The organism is Candidatus Dependentiae bacterium (assembly GCA_013821315.1).
In the GTDB taxonomy this organism is placed as follows: domain Bacteria; phylum Babelota; class Babeliae; order Babelales; family Babelaceae; genus JACDHA01.
Map to the genome: position 1 here is coordinate 1 of JACDHA010000027.1, position 18,988 is coordinate 18,988.

17 protein-coding genes are annotated in these 18,988 nt (G+C 35.1%); 6 read left to right on the forward strand and 11 right to left on the reverse strand.

All coding sequences use genetic code 11. The annotated features are described in order from the left end of the window. On the reverse strand, positions 1-995 hold a 995-nt coding region (locus H0X48_05875; GenBank protein ID MBA3954819.1), incomplete at its 3' end, for a hypothetical protein. Between the two features lie 200 nt (positions 996-1,195). Here H0X48_05875 and H0X48_05880 point away from each other — a divergent pair. The 4 genes from H0X48_05880 (at position 1,196) to H0X48_05895 (ending at position 4,909) form a co-directional block, all read left to right on the forward strand. Then, positions 1,196-1,612, forward strand: a complete 417-nt coding sequence (locus H0X48_05880) for a hypothetical protein (GenBank protein ID MBA3954820.1) — start codon at positions 1,196-1,198, stop codon at positions 1,610-1,612. 69 nt (positions 1,613-1,681) lie between these two features. Further along, positions 1,682-2,377, forward strand: coding sequence for a hypothetical protein (locus tag H0X48_05885; GenBank protein ID MBA3954821.1), 696 nt, complete (start codon positions 1,682-1,684; stop codon positions 2,375-2,377). A gap of 108 nt (positions 2,378-2,485) precedes the next feature. Then, complete coding sequence (locus H0X48_05890; protein ID MBA3954822.1) at positions 2,486-3,796, forward strand: ankyrin repeat domain-containing protein; 1,311 nt, start codon at positions 2,486-2,488, stop codon at positions 3,794-3,796. Between the two features lie 60 nt (positions 3,797-3,856). Next, complete coding sequence (locus tag H0X48_05895; protein MBA3954823.1) at positions 3,857-4,909, forward strand: hypothetical protein; 1,053 nt, start codon at positions 3,857-3,859, stop codon at positions 4,907-4,909. 162 nt (positions 4,910-5,071) lie between these two features. On the opposite strand, the gene H0X48_05900 is transcribed toward H0X48_05895, so the two are convergent. The 9 genes from H0X48_05900 to tnpB all read right to left on the reverse strand — a co-directional run bounded on the left by H0X48_05900 (position 5,072) and on the right by tnpB (position 14,517). After that, positions 5,072-5,338, reverse strand: a complete 267-nt coding sequence (locus H0X48_05900) for a type II toxin-antitoxin system YafQ family toxin (protein MBA3954824.1) — start codon at positions 5,336-5,338, stop codon at positions 5,072-5,074. Beyond that, positions 5,339-5,602: a hypothetical protein gene (locus H0X48_05905; protein MBA3954825.1), complete on the reverse strand. Its 264-nt coding sequence runs from the start codon at positions 5,600-5,602 to the stop codon at positions 5,339-5,341. It lies immediately after the preceding gene. Between the two features lie 263 nt (positions 5,603-5,865). Then, a complete protein-coding gene (uvrB, locus tag H0X48_05910; protein MBA3954826.1) occupies positions 5,866-7,824 on the reverse strand; it encodes an excinuclease ABC subunit UvrB in 1,959 nt (652 codons plus the stop codon). 172 nt (positions 7,825-7,996) lie between these two features. Further along, positions 7,997-8,518, reverse strand: a complete 522-nt coding sequence (locus H0X48_05915) for a hypothetical protein (protein ID MBA3954827.1) — start codon at positions 8,516-8,518, stop codon at positions 7,997-7,999. 182 nt (positions 8,519-8,700) lie between these two features. Continuing rightward, positions 8,701-9,225 carry a hypothetical protein gene (locus H0X48_05920; protein ID MBA3954828.1) on the reverse strand — a complete coding sequence of 175 codons (525 nt, stop codon included), beginning with the start codon at positions 9,223-9,225 and terminating at the stop codon, positions 8,701-8,703. An 84-nt stretch (positions 9,226-9,309) separates the two neighbouring features. Continuing rightward, the gene (locus tag H0X48_05925; protein MBA3954829.1) at positions 9,310-11,052 is read right to left on the reverse strand and encodes a DEAD/DEAH box helicase; all 1,743 of its coding nucleotides are present in this window, start codon (positions 11,050-11,052) and stop codon (positions 9,310-9,312) included. Between the two features lie 622 nt (positions 11,053-11,674). Then, on the reverse strand, positions 11,675-12,847 hold the full coding sequence (locus H0X48_05930) for an ATP-binding protein (protein MBA3954830.1): 1,173 nt from the start codon (positions 12,845-12,847) through the stop codon (positions 11,675-11,677). Between the two features lie 140 nt (positions 12,848-12,987). Beyond that, a complete protein-coding gene (locus H0X48_05935) occupies positions 12,988-13,149 on the reverse strand; it encodes a hypothetical protein (protein MBA3954831.1) in 162 nt (53 codons plus the stop codon). A gap of 195 nt (positions 13,150-13,344) precedes the next feature. Next, positions 13,345-14,517 carry an IS200/IS605 family element transposase accessory protein TnpB gene (gene tnpB, locus H0X48_05940; protein ID MBA3954832.1) on the reverse strand — a complete coding sequence of 391 codons (1,173 nt, stop codon included), beginning with the start codon at positions 14,515-14,517 and terminating at the stop codon, positions 13,345-13,347. Positions 14,518-14,802: 285 nt separating this feature from the next. Here tnpB and H0X48_05945 point away from each other — a divergent pair, with 285 nt between their 5' ends. Further along, positions 14,803-16,383: a hypothetical protein gene (locus H0X48_05945; GenBank protein ID MBA3954833.1), complete on the forward strand. Its 1,581-nt coding sequence runs from the start codon at positions 14,803-14,805 to the stop codon at positions 16,381-16,383. A gap of 28 nt (positions 16,384-16,411) precedes the next feature. Then, positions 16,412-18,160 carry a WD40 repeat domain-containing protein gene (locus H0X48_05950; protein ID MBA3954834.1) on the forward strand — a complete coding sequence of 583 codons (1,749 nt, stop codon included), beginning with the start codon at positions 16,412-16,414 and terminating at the stop codon, positions 18,158-18,160. Between the two features lie 17 nt (positions 18,161-18,177). Here the strand turns inward: H0X48_05950 and H0X48_05955 are convergent, their stop codons facing one another. Then, complete coding sequence (locus H0X48_05955) at positions 18,178-18,837, reverse strand: fructose-6-phosphate aldolase (protein MBA3954835.1); 660 nt, start codon at positions 18,835-18,837, stop codon at positions 18,178-18,180. Between the last annotated feature and the right edge of the window lie 151 nt (positions 18,838-18,988).

Consider the following 18,988-nt stretch of genomic DNA (forward strand, 5'->3'; position numbering starts at 1 on the left):
TGCGCAACTTTTTGTTCGCAGCGAGTTACTAATTCACTTAAAAATGCTGCTACTTTTTCTGGAGTTTGAGCCATTTCACCATCAATATCAAGATGAGCATAATCTTTAAAACCAATAATATGTGCCAATTCTAAACGTAACACACGTATACGATCAAGCAACTCTCTGTTTTTAGGATATCCTCGCAAATTAAATGCTTGCCACAAACTTTTGCGAGTTGATTCTATAGTACAGTTGTCCATAACAGCACTATATGTAGGATAATCTACTCCTATTTTGTAACTACCCTCAGGACTTTTTTCTAATGTAGCAATAAACTTTTGGGGCACACCGTCTAATTCTTTTAACGATACTAGAATAGTTTTATTGTCCGAGGCTATATTTTTATCAAACTCAAGTTCAAGCGTACTCAGTTCGGTTTTAATTTTCTTTATTTTTTCTTGTTGATCGTCAGATAATTGGATTCCGGTATGCTTATACCCTTTAAGCGTTTGTTCAATAAAATACCGTTGTGACTGGCTAAGTTTTTCTCCTGCTGCTTTATGCTGAATGTAATACTCAATAGCTTTATAGAGCTCCTTATTATGAGTAATATGTTCAGTCGCAAAATTCTGCAGAGCTATACTTTGCACTTGAGCTTCATTTCTTACAGCTTCATCAGGACTTACCATAGTAAGTATGCCTATAATACTGGCAGCAACACCTATTTTGTTCCCCAGACCGTCAAGATTGCCTAACGTATTACTAAAATTTCTTTGCTCATGGGGTACACTTAAAATCTTGTGTAAGCCTAATTGAGCAGTATCTATAGTTTTGCGAGCAAGAGCAGTAACTGCACTTACTGACGTAGGAAAAAGAGATACCACTTCTTGAGAAGTTACTACAGGTGTCGATTTAAAAAGATCTTCTGTTCTGTTTAAGCAACAGGGAAGCAATAAGCATACAACTGCCAGTAGGGGCAGAGCATTACCAGTATTTCTAAAAAAAATTTTCATAACTATCCTTATATAATGGTATCTAAAAAACAATAATCTACGTTTAGCATACCTTATAGTAGACCAGTAGATCAACTTGTAGACAGCTAATTTAAAAAAAATATTGCAAATATATTTAGTTATTTTCTAAGCTTACTAGTGAGGTCACCTACTAGAATGGTTTAGTAGGGAGTATTATTATAACTTATAAAGGGGGTTCTATGAAAAATTTTGCATTAGCTTTACTGGTAGCAGGATCTGTTGCTCAAGTTCAAGCAGTAGGCATGACCATTCAACAAGGTCGTGAAAGAGTTGCTAAAGTACAAGCGGAACGTGACGCAGTAAATCAACAAGTCGAGCAGTTAGATGCAAAAATCCAACGCCTTCAGGATCAAGTTAACAATGTTAACACAAGTCCTGATAACGCAAAAAAGATTAACGAAATTAATCGTCAATTAAGAGACTCTGTTGCTCAACGCAAATTACTTCTTGAACAACATACAAAAGCGACAAATAACTTCACACAAGAAATACGCACCGTAGGCCGCAAACATCACATTGATAACACTGCTGGCAAATATACAGTAGTTGATTCTCGCCCTGCAAACGCTTCCCAAGCTCAATCAGCTCGCTTCTAATTTCTATGAGCTCCAGAACTTTCTGGAGCTCTCTCTAGCTTAAGTGTATATATGTTTTAGGAGAGCAGAGTGTTTTTGAGATGTATCCTAACAAGCCTACTTTTACTATCCTCTACAGGTAGAGCTCAGTCACTAGCTCGTTTTGATAAAATTATTAGTCTTGGCTCTGATTGCGAAGTTGCAACTCAACTTAATAAATATAAATTAAGACACGAAGCATATCCTTTTGATTGGATGCGCACTTTTGTATTTAGTAAACTTACGCAGCTTATACAAAACAATTTTGCCAATTTCTTACATACACCTTTTTTAGTGAAAACACAGCATACGGTAGTTAACAAACACTATCTTATGGCATTTGTCCATGACTTTCCTACCCTACAAAATCCGTCTTATCAGAAAAACGATCAAGAATTTACGGGTATGATTGTACCTAATTTTACGCAGTTTGTGCCCCAAGCACAAGAAAAATACGCTCGACGTATTGAGCGCTTTAAGGCAGCACTTCATTCAAACGGATCAGTATTATTTATACGTTCACAATATATTCAGCCTGCTGATGCAGCAGAATTTGTGCAACTTATTTCCCGTTTACATCCTCGTCTTAACTTTACGCTTGCTGTTGTATCTAGCCACAACCATTCAGCAGAGCAATGGCATATTCCGCATGTTATAGCAATTCAAGAAACACGACCTTTAGGCAAACTGTGGTTTTCCGAAGACCAATGGACAGACATCTTAAGAAGACTACAATTGATACAGTAAGTGATAAAGCAAGTTACTACCAATCCCAGTTAATTTGACAAATAGTTTAAAATAGTTAATAATTAATAATATTAAGTGTTATAAAAAAATTAAATTATTGGACTAGTCATGAAAATCTATTTATTAGCCTTAAGCTTATTAGTATCGGCAACAAGCTTCAGCATGCACCGTTACGTTGGTAAAATTTATAATTACGCCACTGGTTGCTATAATAAGCAGTTATTAGAAGCTGCAGCAGCAGAAGATAAAGACGGCGTACTGAATGCATTAGAGCAAGGAGCTGATGTTAATTATCATAAACCTTGTCCACCACAAAAAGGCAGCCTAAAAGCTTTGTTTTTGAATCCTGAAGCTCTTAACCTAGACCACATATTATTTCGATATCATCCTGGAACAGCATTACATAGCTGTGCTAAAAACGGGAATAAAGAGATAGCAAGCCTTTTATTAAAGCATGGTGCTAAAACAACTCTAACTAATCATAGAGAAGAAATTCCTTTGTTTACAGCAGTAGCAGAAAATCAACAAGAAATGCTTCGTTTTTTGCTAGAGAATACACCAGACTGTTTAATTAAAACTAAAAATTGTATTAATGCCCTCACTTATTTTTCAAGAGGTCAAGGATTACATGGAAAAGGAAGAGCTAAGGATCTTGCTTTTCAGCTCCTTACTGAGTATTTAAAACAAAAAAAGCTGAATGCTCTAATGAGTATTTTGTTAAATAAACAAAAACAGCAGGCATACATTAGTACTCTACCTAATGACATACTGACTAGTATTATTACTTATGCTGTCCAAACTGAACTAGAAGAAAGATTAATTGCAGCAGTTAAATGTGGCAATATACAAGATGCTCAGTTGGCTTTAGCTGCTGGAGCTCATGTAAATACTAGAGTTAAAAAAACTAACTATACTGGCTTTGGTGACTTGGGTTTAGAAAGGGCACCAACCCCTCTTCATTTAGCGGTAGCTCAAGACAATGTACCTTTGGTAAAACTACTTCTTGAATATGGTGCAGATGTTAATGCTAAAAAAAGGCGTAGTCGCACACCACTTCACCGTCTCCATTTTGCACAAAAAATAAACGATAAACTTATACAACTATTAGTTGATTACGGTGCTAACCCATTTATAAAAGTAGGTATACTGCCAATTATAACAGAAGAAAGCATATCCAAGAGAAAACAAAGTACTATAGCTTTAAATGACACAGCTCTTTTACCTTATTTTTTGCCTAATATTCTAAAAAAGCAAGAAGCTTTAGTAAAAATACTGCAAAGCAAATTGCCTTATGAGGTAGCTCAACTTATAGCACAAGATATGTATCATCCTTTGCTTCCAGAAGCTTGTATACAACTTGTTAAAGAATACAAAGCTCAACAACAATCTACTGTTACAATTGAAGAACTACACAATTAATACTTACTTATAGTTAAAAATAAATTTATTACTAAATTATAGAAAGAAGGGAGATTAACCTTGAAATTATATCTATTAGCCTCAATCTTATTACTACCTACAACAAGTTTTACTATGCAATACTATACTGGTAAAGTTCGTAATTACGCTACCGGTTGCTATAATAAACAACTTTTAGAAGCAGTAGCAGCACAGGATAAAGACAAAGTACTTAACGCGTTAGAGCAGGGAGCTGATGTTAATTACCAAAAGCCTCATCCACCTGAGCTAGCTAGTCTTAAGTCAATACTATTTTGGTCCAATGAACAGCGTCTGAAAGCAGCAGAAATAGCACGAGAAGAGCTAGGAACAGCCCTCCATCATTGTGCTGCAAATGGAAATGAGCAAATAGCTCATATTTTATTAGAGCATGGCGCTAAAACAACTCTTAAGAACTTTAAAAAAGAGATACCATTATATATTGCTGGAAAAAACTATAAATTAGAAATGGTTAAGTTATTTCTTGAAAAAACTCCAGATTGCTTAGATAAAACATTACAATGTATGTGGATAAATAAGCTCCTTGTCACTTTATTTTGCAATCCTCAACTTCGTGAGGTTAAAAATAAAATTTTTACAATTATTACTGAGTATTTAAAACAAAAGAGAATAAGCATTTTGCAAAATGTTTTAGTAGGTAAACAAATTAATTCAAATTATTTTACTAATCTACCAAACGACATAAGAAATATAATTATTGCCCATGCTGTAGAAAAAAAATTAGAAAAAGAATTACTTCTATCAGTTAAATACTCAACTATACAAGAAGCTCAAACTGCTTTAAAAGCAGGAGCAAATGTAAATATGAAGATAAAAAATACTGATTCTGATAATAGTACTGAGCAATTAAAGAGTAATACATTCTTTAATCTAACACTCTTTCATTTAGCAGTAGCTAAAAAAAATATACCCATGGCTAAGTTGCTTTTAGAATACTGTATTACTATAAGTGCTCAAGATTTAATAAGAGATTTTAAAGACACAGTAAATATTAATGCTTTTACAGATCTTATTAAAGAATATGAAACCCAAAAGGCACAACCTACTATTACAATTGAAGAGATACAGGATTAAGGCCTAGCAATAAATAAGATAAAGTTTTATAATAGTATAAAGCATAGAAATTAAAAATTTAGTATTTGTATAGGCTTTTAGCTCTATCGATATTATTAACTGAAGAGGAGTGGTAAACCACTCCTCTTTTTTATAGCAATGCTCAACTATTTTAAATTTCTATTAAAATAAATCAGAATGAGTGCCTGTTCTTGCAAAAACAATTTCAGTTTCAGCTGGATAGTAAATAAGTAACCAATCTGGTTCAATATGACATTCCCAAAAGCCTTTGTATGTACCTTGAAGCCTATGGTTACGATTTTTTTCAGGCAGAGCTTTTTTCTCAAGCAACAATTGAACTAAAGCGACGAGTTTTTCTATATCTTTGCCGCGTTTTTTAGCTTTGTTTATATCTTTTATAAAAGCGTTTTTATAAATAGCAGTAAGCATTTATACTGACCTTATTCTTTTTATAAAATCATCTACACTTGTTGCTCTTACAAGATTTTTTCCTTCTATAACTTCGTTAAGAACTTGTTGAGTTTCTTGGTTTGGCTGGTGGGCACTTAGTGAACATACATCAAGCGCTTCAAGAGCTTCTAGAATTATCTCACGCATAGTTTTACCAAGAGCAGCGGCTTTTGTTTTAAGTCTTCTATGTTGTTCTTTAGGTAATGCTATAAGTATATGAGATATATCCTGTTTGGTATTCATGATATTTCCTTTTATTTTGCATTCTTACATATTAATATATATTTATATTAACATATAATAATATATTAATAAAGAATATTCGTAAAAATTTTAGGCTCTATGAATCTAACAAGGTTTAAAAGATGGGACTTTACTAGAGTTACTAGATACAACTAAGCAATAGGTTATGCCTATTGCTTAGTTGTATCTAGTAGTTTTTGGGGATCTAAAGGGGTGTGCCCCTTTAAAGTATTTATTAGTTAGGGTATTTGTTAACTGATTTATTAAATAAGTTTTTTAAGTTCAAACCATTCTTCACGAAGCTCTATTGCTTTCTCAAATTCAAAATTTTCAGCTGCTGCTTGCATAAGTGTCTCAAGTTCAGCTATACGCTCGTGTATACCAACTAAATCAAGCTCTTGCTGTTTTTTACGTTTTGACTTTGAAGCATCGGCTATAGCTTGTTGCATCTTTGAGATACTTTTTTTAACTTCACGTTTAACGCTTAACGGCGTGATATCATGTTCTGTATTGTATGCTATTTGCTTGTCACGACGACGCTGTGTTTCATCCATCGCTCCTTTAATAGATTTGGTTATACGATCGGTATATAAAATCACACGCGATTCTATGTTTCTTGCAGCACGTCCAATAATCTGAATAAGAGAACGTTTATCACGTAAAAAGCTTTCTATATCAGCATCCATTATAGCCACTAAAGCAACCTCTGGTAAATCAAGACCTTCTCGAAGTAAATTAACACCAACAAGACAATCAAAAATACCTAAACGAAGCTTATGAAGTAACTCTGTGCGCTGTGGCGTCTTAATGTCACTATGCAAATAACATACTTTTACTTGCTGTTCTTCAAGATAATGGGCAAGCTCTTCTGCTAATTTTTTGGTAAGCACGGTAACTAAGGACCTAAATCCTTGTTCTTTGGTATTTTTTATACGACTTACTAAATGCTGTATCTGTCCTTCACGTGGATGTGTTTCTATAAGAGGATCTACAAGACCTGTAGGTCTAATAACTTGTTCAGCAACAAGCGTGCTCTTCTGAAGCTCATAATCGCTGGGTGTAGCTGAAACAAAAACAACATCCTTAAAATATCCTTCAATTTCAGTGAACTTTAAAGGCCTATTATCTGCTGCAGAGGGCAATCTAAAGCCAAAATCTATCAGAGATTGCTTACGCGACTTGTCACCTGCATACATACCCCTAAATTGTGGTAATGCTATATGTGATTCATCGATCATAAGTAAAAAATCATCGCCAAAATAATCTAACAAACAAAAAGGCTTGTCTCCGGGCATCCGACCATCAAAATGGCTTGAATAATTTTCTATGCCGGCACAATGGCCTTTTTCTCTGATCATTTCTATGTCATGAGTAACACGTGCCTGAATACGCTCTTTGTAGATTGGATTTTTAAGTTCTGGCACCCAACTATCAAGCTCAGCTTTAATGCTATGGAGCGCTTTTTCTTTTTTATCTTCTGGTGTAACAAAATGCTTTGCTGGAAATATTAACGTATTATCAAGATCCATAAGCACTTCGTTGGTAACTCTATCAATCCATTCTAAGCGTTCTATAGAATCACCAAAATGTTCAATACGAAGCTTTTCCTTTTGATACGGTAAATTTACTTCTATAGTATTACCAAGCACTTGAAAAGTACCTGAGCTTTTTTCTATATCATTACGAGCATACTGAATGAATATAAGCTTATGTAGCAATTCTCCACGAGACAACTTATCCCCTACTGAGAGGGGAACTGCAAGTTCACGATAATCTGTTGGATTACCCAAAGAGTAAATACACGACACCGAAGCTATAACTATCGTATCTTGTCTATTGATAATAGATGCAGCTGCTTCTACACGTAACCGTTCAAGCTCACTGTTAACTTTAGTTTCTTTAGGAATATACATGTCTTGTGCAGGTAAATACGACTCTGGTTGATAGTAATCGTAATAACTTACAAAATAACAGACTTTATTTTCAGGAAAAAATAATGAAAATTCTTCATATAACTGAGCAGCAAGAGTTTTATTGGGCGACAAAATTAATACGGGTTTATTTTGCTGAGCTATAACATTGGCCATAGTAAAAGTTTTACCAGATCCTGTTACACCCATTAACGTAGATACACCCGGACGATGTTCTACTAACTGAGCTATTGCCTTTGGTTGATCGCCTGATGGCTCAAAAGGTGAATGGAGCTTAAATATACTTGACATAACTACCTTTCTTTTAGTAATTTATTTCAACTATATAATTATAGCATAATTTATACGTTCTGTCTAAAAAATAAAGCATCGCCAACTAATAAGCTGACGATGCTTTAAAAATCTCTTTAATAATTCAGCACATTACTTAGAACATTTCGTTTTCATCCAAGTAGTTAAGAAATTAGCTCAGTAAAAGCGAACTTTTAATATATGCTTTTTTAGCACTAAGTTCTGCTTTTTTAGCCGTTATTTTAACACCAAGCTTAAATTGCTCAGCTCTGTCTTTTTGTGCTTTAAAAGCAGTCTTAAAAGCATAGAGATCTTGTTCTATACGATTTAGATCTATCAAACTTTGTATAAACTTTTCTCGTTGATTTTTATTGTCTGGTAACTGAGTAACAACTTGCGCTATTTTTTGATAGTATTTTTTATCATTTTTAGCGGTTGCAAGCTCTACTTTATAACCACCTGTGTGCAGCATACCCCAAAAACCTGATTGTTGCTGCTTAAGAGCTTTTTCCAGACGCACAACTTCACTGCTTGCTGTTTGCTCGTAAGTGGTTACGATAGCAAGCGCATCAGCAATAATAAACTGTTTTTTCTGAGAAACAAGATGTGAAACATCATCAAGCCAATCAGCTAAAGCTGATCCACATGATGTTACAACTACTAAGCTTAAAGCTACTTTTTTAAATAAAGCCATGATATCGGTCCTTTGTATATAATACATGTGTAATAACTACCTAATTAAATTCAAGCGTATACTACTTTGACGTATAACAAAAATGGTGCCTCGGTAGTGCTTGTTTATATTTACAGTATTTAAAGCAAAAAAAGAACCGCCAGCATTACCTGACGGTTCTTTTTAAAGTATATAAACTAAGCTTAGCTTACCATAAAGGTAGTTTTGATGTACCCTTTTTTAGCTGATAGCTCAGCTTGTTTAGCAGCAATTTGTGCTCCAAGCTTAACTTTATCACCATTAGAATTAGTGTTATCTAATTTATTTTTAAGTGAATCAAGTTCGTTGTTAAGATCGTTAATAACAGCGAGGTTATGTACTAACTTAATACGATCATTTTTGTTTTCACAAATTTCACTTATTATTGCAGCATCTTTTTTGTAATAATCTCTTGTCATTTCAGCAGCTTTAAGCTCAGCTTTATATCCGCCACTATGCAAAGAACCCATTACACCAGATTTCTGTGAACTAATTTCTTTTTTAAGACGCTCAACTTCAGCTTGTGCATTTTTAACATACTTTTCTAAAACTGCGTTAGCTTTAGCTTGATGCCAATGCTTTCTTGGAGCAATTTCTCTAGCTAAATCGTCAAGCCAATCAGAAGCAGCAACTGTCATAACACTTGCGGTTGCTAAAACGCTTAGGCTTAGTACTTTTAATAGGTTCATAATAGTACCCTTCAGGTTATTGAGTTAAAAAATAATATATTTACTTGTAGACTATACTATTTTTTAACTCACGTAAACAGGGTATTATCTATTGCCTCTATAGCCACCAGAAGATCTGCCGCCACGTCCGCCACTTGAGGATCTGCTGCCACCACGACGATCAGAGCCACCTCTGCCGCGTGAGTCGCCACGATCACCACCACGATTATCGCCACCAAAGCGACCTGTGCCAGCTTCAGGAACTAAGCAGGTAACAGTTGCACGAGTAGGACGGTCACCTAAGGTTGTGCCACGTAGGGCATTAACCAAGGCAGGAGTACAGTCACCGGTAAGTTTGATAAATGTCTTACGTTTAAGTACACGTATAGATTTTAAGTGTTCTTCTGTCACTACACCAGTTTTCATAATAAACTCGTATACTTGATCTCTTTCAATACCGTCATCAGAACCAACAGACAAGCTTACTTCTTGCATTTGTTGTTCATCACCAGAAGGCACATAAGCCGTAGGAGTTGATGGTACATCTTCTAAATCAAGGGTTGTTAAGAATTTATCATTGAGTGAAAACAATACTGTTTTACGCAACTGATCTGGTGTTAAATGAGCTACAAGTTCACTTAACTGATTATCATAAAGAGCTGGTTTACGAGTTTCAAGGGTAGCAATATACTGTGATACTTCTTGTAAACGTGCTTTTATAAGTGTTTCAACTGAAGGAACATCGATAGGTTTAATAGTTACACTAAACTGACGTTCAATCTGATAAATGGTACGTTGTTCACTTTTAGTTATAAAAGTAATTGCTATACCTTCTTTACCAGCACGACCTGTACGGCCTATACGATGTACGTAGCTTTCAAGATCATCAGGAATTGAATAATTTATAACGTGTGTTAAATCTGCCACATCTATACCACGCGCTGCAACGTCTGTTGCCACGAGAATGGTAAGTTCTTTTTGTCTAAATTTTTTGATCACTGAGTTACGTTGTGCTTGACTCATGTCACCATGGAGAGCGCCTACGTTATAGCCACGCTTTATAAGCTGTTCAGCTACTTCTGCAGTCAACATCTTTGTTTGGCAAAAGATAAAGCCATAGAACTCAGGAGCACTTTGAATAAAACGAGTAAGCGCATGTAAACGGTATTTAAACGTTACTGTGCAATAATATTGCATAGTTTGTTCACTACCAATTTGCTTTTGACTTACGCGTACAGAAACTGGCTCTTGCATGTAGCTTTGTTTGATACCTTGAATACCAGCTTTTACTGTAGCAGAAAAGAGCCATATTGCTCGTTCTTTTGGTAAATAGCTTAGTACTTCATCAATATCTTCTTTAAAGCCCATATCAAGCATAATATCAGCTTCATCAAGTACTAAAGTGTTAACAGTAGATACTAAAAGAGATCTACGATTAAGAAGATCGTTGATACGACCTGGTGTACCAATAACTATTTGAACACCACGTTTAAGCTTACTAATTTGCTCGTCTATAGAAACACCACCGTAGATAACGGCCATTTTAATGCCAATACGGGAAGCTACTTTATTTAAACTATCGTAAATTTGCACCGCAAGTTCACGTGTAGGAGCTACTATTACTGCTTGAGGAACTGCACGAGTTCTATCAATTTTTTGTAATAATGGTATACCAAATGCCAGGGTTTTACCTGTACCGGTTTGCGCTTGTCCGTGAAAATCTATTTTGTCTGTTGACAATAATAACGGTATAGCTTTGCTTTGAATTTCAGTCGGTTCTGTAAAGCCTAACTCATCGAGTGCTTTCTGGATATCCGCTGCTAAATTGAGATCTTTAAATGTCGTCATAAATGGTACCTTATATTTAAGTTATATGCTACTCTCCCTTTTAAGTATATATAAATTAATTCTAACAGTCAATAAGAACAGATGCTTTGGCTGTTCTAGTGTATTTTAAGTTCCCCACTCTCGTTCATAGTAGTAATTAATGTTTTATACATTAGAAGTTTACGTTAACATCTGCAGAGTTCAGCGCCTGAGTTTTGTACCTATTATTACAACAAGAATTACTTGTGTAACTGCAAGAGCTGTTAATAAGTACCGTAGGCTAATGGCTTGATGTCTTACAAATGACGTAGCTAATGTTAAAACACTTGTTAGTACTTTATAAAACTAAGCTAGGTACTACTATTACCCTTATGGAGTAATGTAGTTAAAAGACTGAAATGGTGCAAACCAATCAAAATTGAACCTACTAAAACGGGCATTTACATCTTCTAGTTACCGTACTACACGCTTTAACGCTCTCATTTATTAGCCTTAAAGTGGTTTCAATAACAGGAGAGCAAACTTCTAGTATGTTTTTAGTATAGCAGTTAGAAAAGTATTTGTTTACTTTTTTTGAAAACTCGCTAAAAAAGGTTTGTTTTCAACCGCCAATAAGAAAATAGTTAAGTTATTGATCTTAATTTTAGTCAGAAAATATCTTTTCTATATTCTGCCAACTTACAACAGTTGCCTGAGCACGCTCTTGATCCTGAAAACCACCGTAAACAAGATAGGCTTTAGGATATATATTGTCACTTATTTCTTTCCAATATTTTAGTCCTTCAAAAAGAGAACTTGAAATTGTCATTGAAAGCTTGATTTCAATAGGTATAAGCTGCATAGCCTTCTCGATAATACAATCTACTTCATGACCATGGTTATCACGCCAGAAATAGAGCTGAGGACGTCTATTTGCATTATAAAAATGTTTAATCAAATCTGAAGTTATTAAGCATTCAAATAGATTACCTTTAAGGTAGTGATTTTGTAATTGCTGCTCGGATTCTATACCAAGAAGTGAACATGCTATTGCTGTATCATAAAAATAGATTTTTGGTGATTTAATCAATCTTTTGCTAAAGTTTTTATAGTGTGGCTGTAAAAGAAAAATAATGTAACTTGCTTCTAAAAGAGAAAGCCACGATTTTGCTGTTCTTACATCAATACCACAATCGGTTGCCAAAGAAGATACATTAAGCAGTTGGCCAACACGGCCAGCACAGAGCTGTATAAAATAATGAAAGCGACTCAAATCGCTAATAGCAGCTAATTGTCGTACATCGCGCTCAAGATAGGTAGCTATATAATCACGATACCATGTCGCCGGATTAAGATTGCGAGCATACACACGTGGGTATTGTCCTTTAAATATAAGAGAGTCTACTTTCTCAGGCAATAACTCTTTTGCTTTGAGTTCACTAATAGATAAAGGTAATAGATAAAGTAATGCTATTCTGCCAGCTAATGTTTGACTAATTGCTTGATTTAAAAGAAAATTCTGAGAACCTGTAAGTATAAAATATCCTGGTATATCTTCCGTATCAACTTGAGTCTGGATATATGACAAGAGTTCTGGTACATGCTGAAATTCATCTAAAATAATACCATGCTCATTACGATTTTCAAAAAAAAACCTTCTAGGATCCTCTTGTGCAAATTTCCTTGTATCAAGATCTTCTAATGAAATATAGATATGATCTTTAAACGTAGCTCGAGCTAAGGTTGTTTTGCCAGATTGACGAGGCCCTAAAAGCGCGACAACAGGAAGTTGTTTTGCTGCTTCAATTAAATGTAAAGTTAAACTTCTTGATATCATCGCAATTTTTCTCTTTTTTACTACCAAATAAACCTTATTTGTACAATTATAGCATTGGACTGTCATAATTGTACAGAATTTAGTTAAGTAACTTTATTAAGATCTAAAACAGCGCGTTCTTTTAAGTATTACTCCACTTACTATTTATCTTTTAATTGATTACAAACAGCCTGTAGTGAAGATACAGTAGGACTAAAAGTAGTAACTATACTACTTGCATTAGGAAACAATGTAGCATCTAAAGGATTACACGTAACTATAAGAACTACTGGTTTTTCTAAGCTCAAAAGAGATTTAATCAATGCTTCTTGAAAAGGGTCCTTCCAAGCATTATAAGAACAAACTATGAGTATATCAGCTGCTTGCGCGTTTTGTTTTGCAATTTTTACTTCCTCATTAGAAGGGGCAATGCTCTCAAAAAAACAAAAACTGGTTGTTTTGCCAAGTTTGTGAAAAGTAGTTTTATGCAGAGCATCGCGTAGTGATATCTCCTCGACCTAAAGGAGGAGGCTTCTCGCTTCATAGGCCGTAGCTTCAGATGAAGTCTTACACAGGCCTCCACGGGCAGAGACGGTATATCCAGCCGCCTTTAATTTTTCTATGCCTTGCTTTTTTATATTTAATGCAGCATTAGTATCTCTTGATACTTTCCAACCACAACTGCAACTATAGACTCTTTGGCTTAATGGCATCTCTTGTAGAGTGCCACAAGCATTACACGTTTTAGTTGAAGCATAAAAGCGATCAACTTTTTTAAAGCATTTTCCTTGCCAAGAGAGCTTATATTCAAGCTTAGTTATCAGTGAATGCCATGAAGCATCACTAATAGCTTTAGAAAGCTTTCTATTTTTGAGCATACCTTTAACATGGAGATCTTCTACGATGATAGCTTGGTTTTCGTCTACCAATCGTTTTGTCCATGTATGTTGAAAATGGTTACGTGCAGCAGCTGCTCTTTCATGAGCTTTAGCTACTGACAGTCGTGCTTTGCTTTGGTTACTTGATCCTTTAGTCTTCCTTGAAAACTTTTGTTGTTTACGCTTTAGATTGATTTGGGCCTTTAACAGAAATTTAGGATTACCTGTAGCAAGTCCATGAGAAGTTACCATAAGATCATGAAGGCCTAAATCTATACCGATTACTTTATTTTCATCGAGCTCTTTTATAATCGTTGGTTCTGTAGACGTATAACACACTAGTGAAGCATAATACTTACCACTAGCTGCCTTAGATACATACACTGTTTTAATTGTGCCTTCATAAAGACGATGGAGCACTATACTTACCCAGCCCACTTTAGGCAAGTATATTTTATTATCTTTTACTTTAACACGTTGAGGATAGGCAATAGATTGTTGACTATGCTTGTTTTTAAATCGGGGAAAACCAGCTTTTTTATTAAAGAAGTTTTTAAACGCTGTATCAGACTGCATTACAGATTGCTGCAAGGCTTGACTATCAGCTTCTTTAATCCAAGGATACTCTGTTTTTAGAAGAACAAGACGTTTGATAAGGTCATATTTTGAGATATGCCTTTTGTCTGCAGCATAGAGCTCTTTTCTGTAAAATAAAGCGTTATTATAAACAAAACGAATACACCCAAATTGCTGAGCTAAGCACTGCTGCTGCTTTTTGTTTGGATATATTCTAAACTTATATGCTTTGTTCATAGTACTTTATTTTGATCTTTAATCTAATGAATTTATAGTATTTATTCTACCACATTTTGATGTTTTAGTACATCTTAAAAAAGAAAGTTTAATTTAATACTCGGGTTTATCACCCACCTAAAGGAAGGTGTCTTACCGAGCAAACCATTATAGTCACTTACTTATAAATTTTTTACAATTTTATTAAAAAAAATCTATAAATTTTAAAAAATTTAAATTTGACAATTTAAATTTAGTGTTTATTATTAATTACATAAAACAATATTTTAAAATAAGGATATGTGCATGTTTATAGCAGGCCAACGTAGGATTATATTTTTATTTAGTCTCTTAACCTCTTCTCTTTCATTTGCTTGCTTAAAAGATTTGGCCGTTGACAAGGTCCTTGAAACGCTTCTTTTACAGTCAACCCAGCAGCAAGCTACTACCTTAAGCACTATATCTAACGATATTATTAATATTCTTAAGAGTGCGTTAATTGATGCAAATAGGGCACTACTTACACAATTACTACCTTTGAAAGCTAAAAAGCTTAAAGGTCATACCGAGCCTGTAGCCTCAGTAGCATTTAGTCCTGATAGCAACTCTGCACTCACTGGATCCTGGGATGGCACTGCATGCGTATGGAACTTAAAAACGTTACAGTTAAAAAAACTTAATCGCCATACAGGCCTAGTAACATCAATAGCATGTAGCCCTGATGGTAACCACGTTCTTACTGCATCAGAAGACAATTTTGCACGCTTATGGAACTTAAAAACGTTAAAATTTAAAAAACTTAGCGGTCATACACGCAGAGTAACATCAGTAGCATTTAGTTTTGATGGTACCTATGCTCTTACTGGATCATATGATAAAACTGCACGCCTATGGAACTTAAAAACATTAGAATCTAAAGAACTCAAAGGCCATACTCGGGAGATAAGCTCAGTAGCATTTAGCCCTAATGGCAATTACGCTTTAACTGCATCAAAGGATACTAATGTACGCTTATGGAACTTAAAGACATTAGAATCTAAAGAACTTATAGGTCATCAACAACCAGCTGTAAGGTTAGTAACATTTAGACATGACGGCAACTACGCTCTTACTGCATCACATTATGATAATAACACTGTACGATTATGGAATTTAAAGACATTAGAATCTAAAAAACTTAATCACCCTACGGCCCGGCTAACATCAGTAGCATGCAGTCCTGATGGCAACTATGCTCTTATGGGATCAATTAACTGCTGTGCATATTTAGTGGATTTAAAGACATTAGAGTTTAAAGAACTTAATGGCCATACAGACCGAGTAACATCAGTAGCATTTAGTCTCAATGGCAACTACGCTCTTACTGGGTCAGATGATAATACCGCATGCTTATGGTATATACCTTGCTTAGAAAGTTTAACGGTAGAGCAACTACTTTTTGCTATAAAGCTTAGCCAATCACCTCTTAATTTAGACAACTTGCAAGAGCAACAGATACTTGAATCTTTTAAATCAGTTATAGGTACATTACCTAAAATCTCAAATAAAGATTACTCTACTAATCGTCTAGTTAAAGCATATATCGATCTCAAGCGTAGGCACTTACTGCAAGCAGTTGCCAATGACGATATTGTTACCGTAAAGTCTCTTCTTAAAAAAGGATTTTGCTTAAATACATGCGATAAAGCAGGTAATAACTTATGGCATTATGCTTTTAAAGGCTATGCGGGAAAAGCAAGTGAACAAGTACTTAAGCTTTTACTTAGCTTAGAAGGTACCAATAAGGGTTTTAAAAAAACAAATAAGTTTGGGTTAACTCCTTTTACTGAAGGCATTATTCGTACCACTGAGTTTACTCAAAATTTTATAGCCAAATATTGTAACTAGAAAATTACTATTTTACTCAAGGAATCTTATGATTAGCTCCTATTTACGATTACTCATTATTGTAATAAATTTTACTATTACCTCTCTTTCATTTGCTTGCTTAAAAGATTTGGCCGCTGACAAGGCCCTTGAAACGCTTCTCTTACAATCAACACAACAGCAAGCTGCTACTTTAAGCAATCTACCTAATGATATTATTGATATTCTTAAGAGTGCGTTAATTGCGAAAAACAAAGCACTACTCACACAATTACTCACTTTAGAAACTAGAAAACTTACTGACCATACAAGCTTTCTAAGCATGATTAATACAGCAACGCTTAGCCCTAATGGTAACTACGCTTTAACTGGTGGAAATAACGGAGCTCTACTCTTATGGAATTTAAGTACATTAGAATATAAGCAGCTTATAGGCCATACGAGCAGCATAACATCAATAGCTTTTAGTCCTAATGGTAGCGCCGCTCTGAGTGGATCAGAGAACGGAACGATACTCTTGTGGAATTTAAAAACACTAGAGCATAAAGAGCTTATTGGTCATACTGGCACAATAAACTCAGTAACATTTAGTTATGATGACACTTATGCTCTTACTAGATCATATAACGGGACTGCATGCTTATGGAATTTAAAGACCTTAAAGTCTAAAGAGCTTATTGGCCATACTCGCAAGATACTATCAGTAGCAATGAGCCCTACTAGTAATTATGCTCTTACTGGATCAGATGATACCACCGTACGCTTATGGAATTTAGAAACGTTAGAATCACGCGAGCTTAGAGGCCATACTGATCGGGTAGCCTTAGTAGTGTTTAGCGCTGATGGCAACTATGCTCTCACTGCAGCAGGTAGTACTATGCACCTATGGAATTTAAAGACATTCGAGTTTAAAAAACTTGAAGGCAATCCCGGGCTTATAATTTCAATAGCGCTTAGTCATGATGGCAACTCTGCTCTTAGTGGCTCATATACTAGTACTCGCTTATGGGATTTACACACATTAGAGTATAAAGAGCTTAAAGGTCATACAAACTGTGTAAACTCTGTAGCATTTAGCCCTGATAGCAACTTTGCTCTCACCGGATCAAATGATAAAACTGCACGCTTATGGAATTTACACACATTAGAATGTAGGGAGCTTAAGGGTCACAGAGCCAATGTAGAATCAGTAGTAGTTAGTCCCGAGGGTAATTATGCTCTTACTCAAGCAGCAAATAACACTGCACGACTATGGCATATACCTTGCTTAGAAAGATTTTCCTTAGAACAGTTGCTTTTTGTTATAAAGCTTAGCAGATTAGCTTCTAATTTAGACAACTTACAAGAGCAACAGGTGCTTGCATCTTTTGAATCAGTTATAGATATAGTGCCTAGACTCTCCAATGAAGATTACTCTACTAATATTCTAGTTAAAGCATATGTCGATCTTAAACGTAGACAATTACTGAAAGCAGCTGCTCATGACGATATTAACACAGTAACAGCTCTTCTTAAAAAAGGTTTTTGCTTAAACACGTGTGATAAAGCAGGTAATACCTTATGGCATTACGCTTTTAAAGGTTCTGCTGGTAAAGCAAGTGCACAAGTTCTTGAGCTTTTAATGACATTAGAAGGCACAGAAAAAGGCTTTAAGAAAGCAAATAAAGCAGGAATACCATCTTTTGTTGAAGGCCTTATCTCTAATAAAGACTTTACTCAAAAATTTATAGCTACTTATTGCAATAAACAACCTCAATGGAGTTATAAAGATATGTTATCTCATTGTTCAATTCAGTAACTACCTTAAAGATTTTTTTAGGGAAATTTGCTTATACCGAGTTTATGCCAATCTTCCTCAAATTTAGCCATACCTTTAATTGTTAGTGGATGCTCTGCTAACGACTCAAAGAGTGGAATGGGTAAAGTAGCTACATCAGCACCCGCAAGAGCTACTTGATGCACATGAGAAACACTGCGTAGTGACGCTGCTAGAATTTGAGTCTTAACGCCGTAGATGTTATAGATAGTGCGTAAATCTTTTATAAGCTGTAAGCCATCAGAGTCAATGTCCTCAAGACGCCCAACAAAAGGTGATACATATTTTACGCCAAGCTTACCCATTAAAAGCCCTTGAACAGCGGAAAACAACAAAGTAATATTGATACTTACTCCTTCAGCGACAAGCTTTTTAATAATAGGTAAATACTCTGTGTAGCAAGGAATCTTTACCACTACGTTAGGTGCTATTTGTGTTATAGCTTTAGCTTGAGTGTATATGGCTTGAGGGTCACTTTCAGTAACTTCTATGCTTACGTCACCAGGATAGACTATCTTGCAAATAGCGACAAGCACATCACGCAGGTTACCACTTTCTTTGCTTAAGAGAGTTGGATTGGTAGTTATACCATCAATAAGGCCCGTTTGCATACCTTTTTTTATACTATCAACATTAGCTGAATCTAGAAATAGTTTCATGAGCTTGTATCTTTCAGATTAAGCACTTCTACTTTGTTCGCACTAAAGCTAGTGTAAAATAAAAAGAGCGACTACCGCAATAGTCGCTCTTTTTATTAAAATGTTAGCAAGTAAGTTACGAAACTATAAAGTTAATAAGCTTATCTTGAAT

Excerpts from the sequence above, each read along its gene's own strand:
- H0X48_05915 (MBA3954827.1), bottom strand. The coding sequence starts at position 8,518 with ATGGCTTTATTTAAAAAAGTAGCTTTAAGCTTAGTAGTTGTAACATCA.
- H0X48_05925 (MBA3954829.1), bottom strand. The coding sequence starts at position 11,052 with ATGACGACATTTAAAGATCTCAATTTAGCAGCGGATATCCAGAAAGCA.
- tnpB (MBA3954832.1), bottom strand. The coding sequence starts at position 14,517 with ATGAACAAAGCATATAAGTTTAGAATATATCCAAACAAAAAGCAGCAG.
- H0X48_05955 (MBA3954835.1), bottom strand. The coding sequence starts at position 18,837 with ATGAAACTATTTCTAGATTCAGCTAATGTTGATAGTATAAAAAAAGGT.
- H0X48_05945 (MBA3954833.1), top strand. The coding sequence starts at position 14,803 with ATGTTTATAGCAGGCCAACGTAGGATTATATTTTTATTTAGTCTCTTA.
- H0X48_05900 (MBA3954824.1), bottom strand. The coding sequence starts at position 5,338 with ATGCTTACTGCTATTTATAAAAACGCTTTTATAAAAGATATAAACAAA.
- H0X48_05905 (MBA3954825.1), bottom strand. The coding sequence starts at position 5,602 with ATGAATACCAAACAGGATATATCTCATATACTTATAGCATTACCTAAA.
- H0X48_05920 (MBA3954828.1), bottom strand. The coding sequence starts at position 9,225 with ATGAACCTATTAAAAGTACTAAGCCTAAGCGTTTTAGCAACCGCAAGT.
- H0X48_05930 (MBA3954830.1), bottom strand. The coding sequence starts at position 12,847 with ATGATATCAAGAAGTTTAACTTTACATTTAATTGAAGCAGCAAAACAA.
- uvrB (MBA3954826.1), bottom strand. The coding sequence starts at position 7,824 with ATGTCAAGTATATTTAAGCTCCATTCACCTTTTGAGCCATCAGGCGAT.
- H0X48_05950 (MBA3954834.1), top strand. The coding sequence starts at position 16,412 with ATGATTAGCTCCTATTTACGATTACTCATTATTGTAATAAATTTTACT.
- H0X48_05880 (MBA3954820.1), top strand. The coding sequence starts at position 1,196 with ATGAAAAATTTTGCATTAGCTTTACTGGTAGCAGGATCTGTTGCTCAA.
- H0X48_05890 (MBA3954822.1), top strand. The coding sequence starts at position 2,486 with ATGAAAATCTATTTATTAGCCTTAAGCTTATTAGTATCGGCAACAAGC.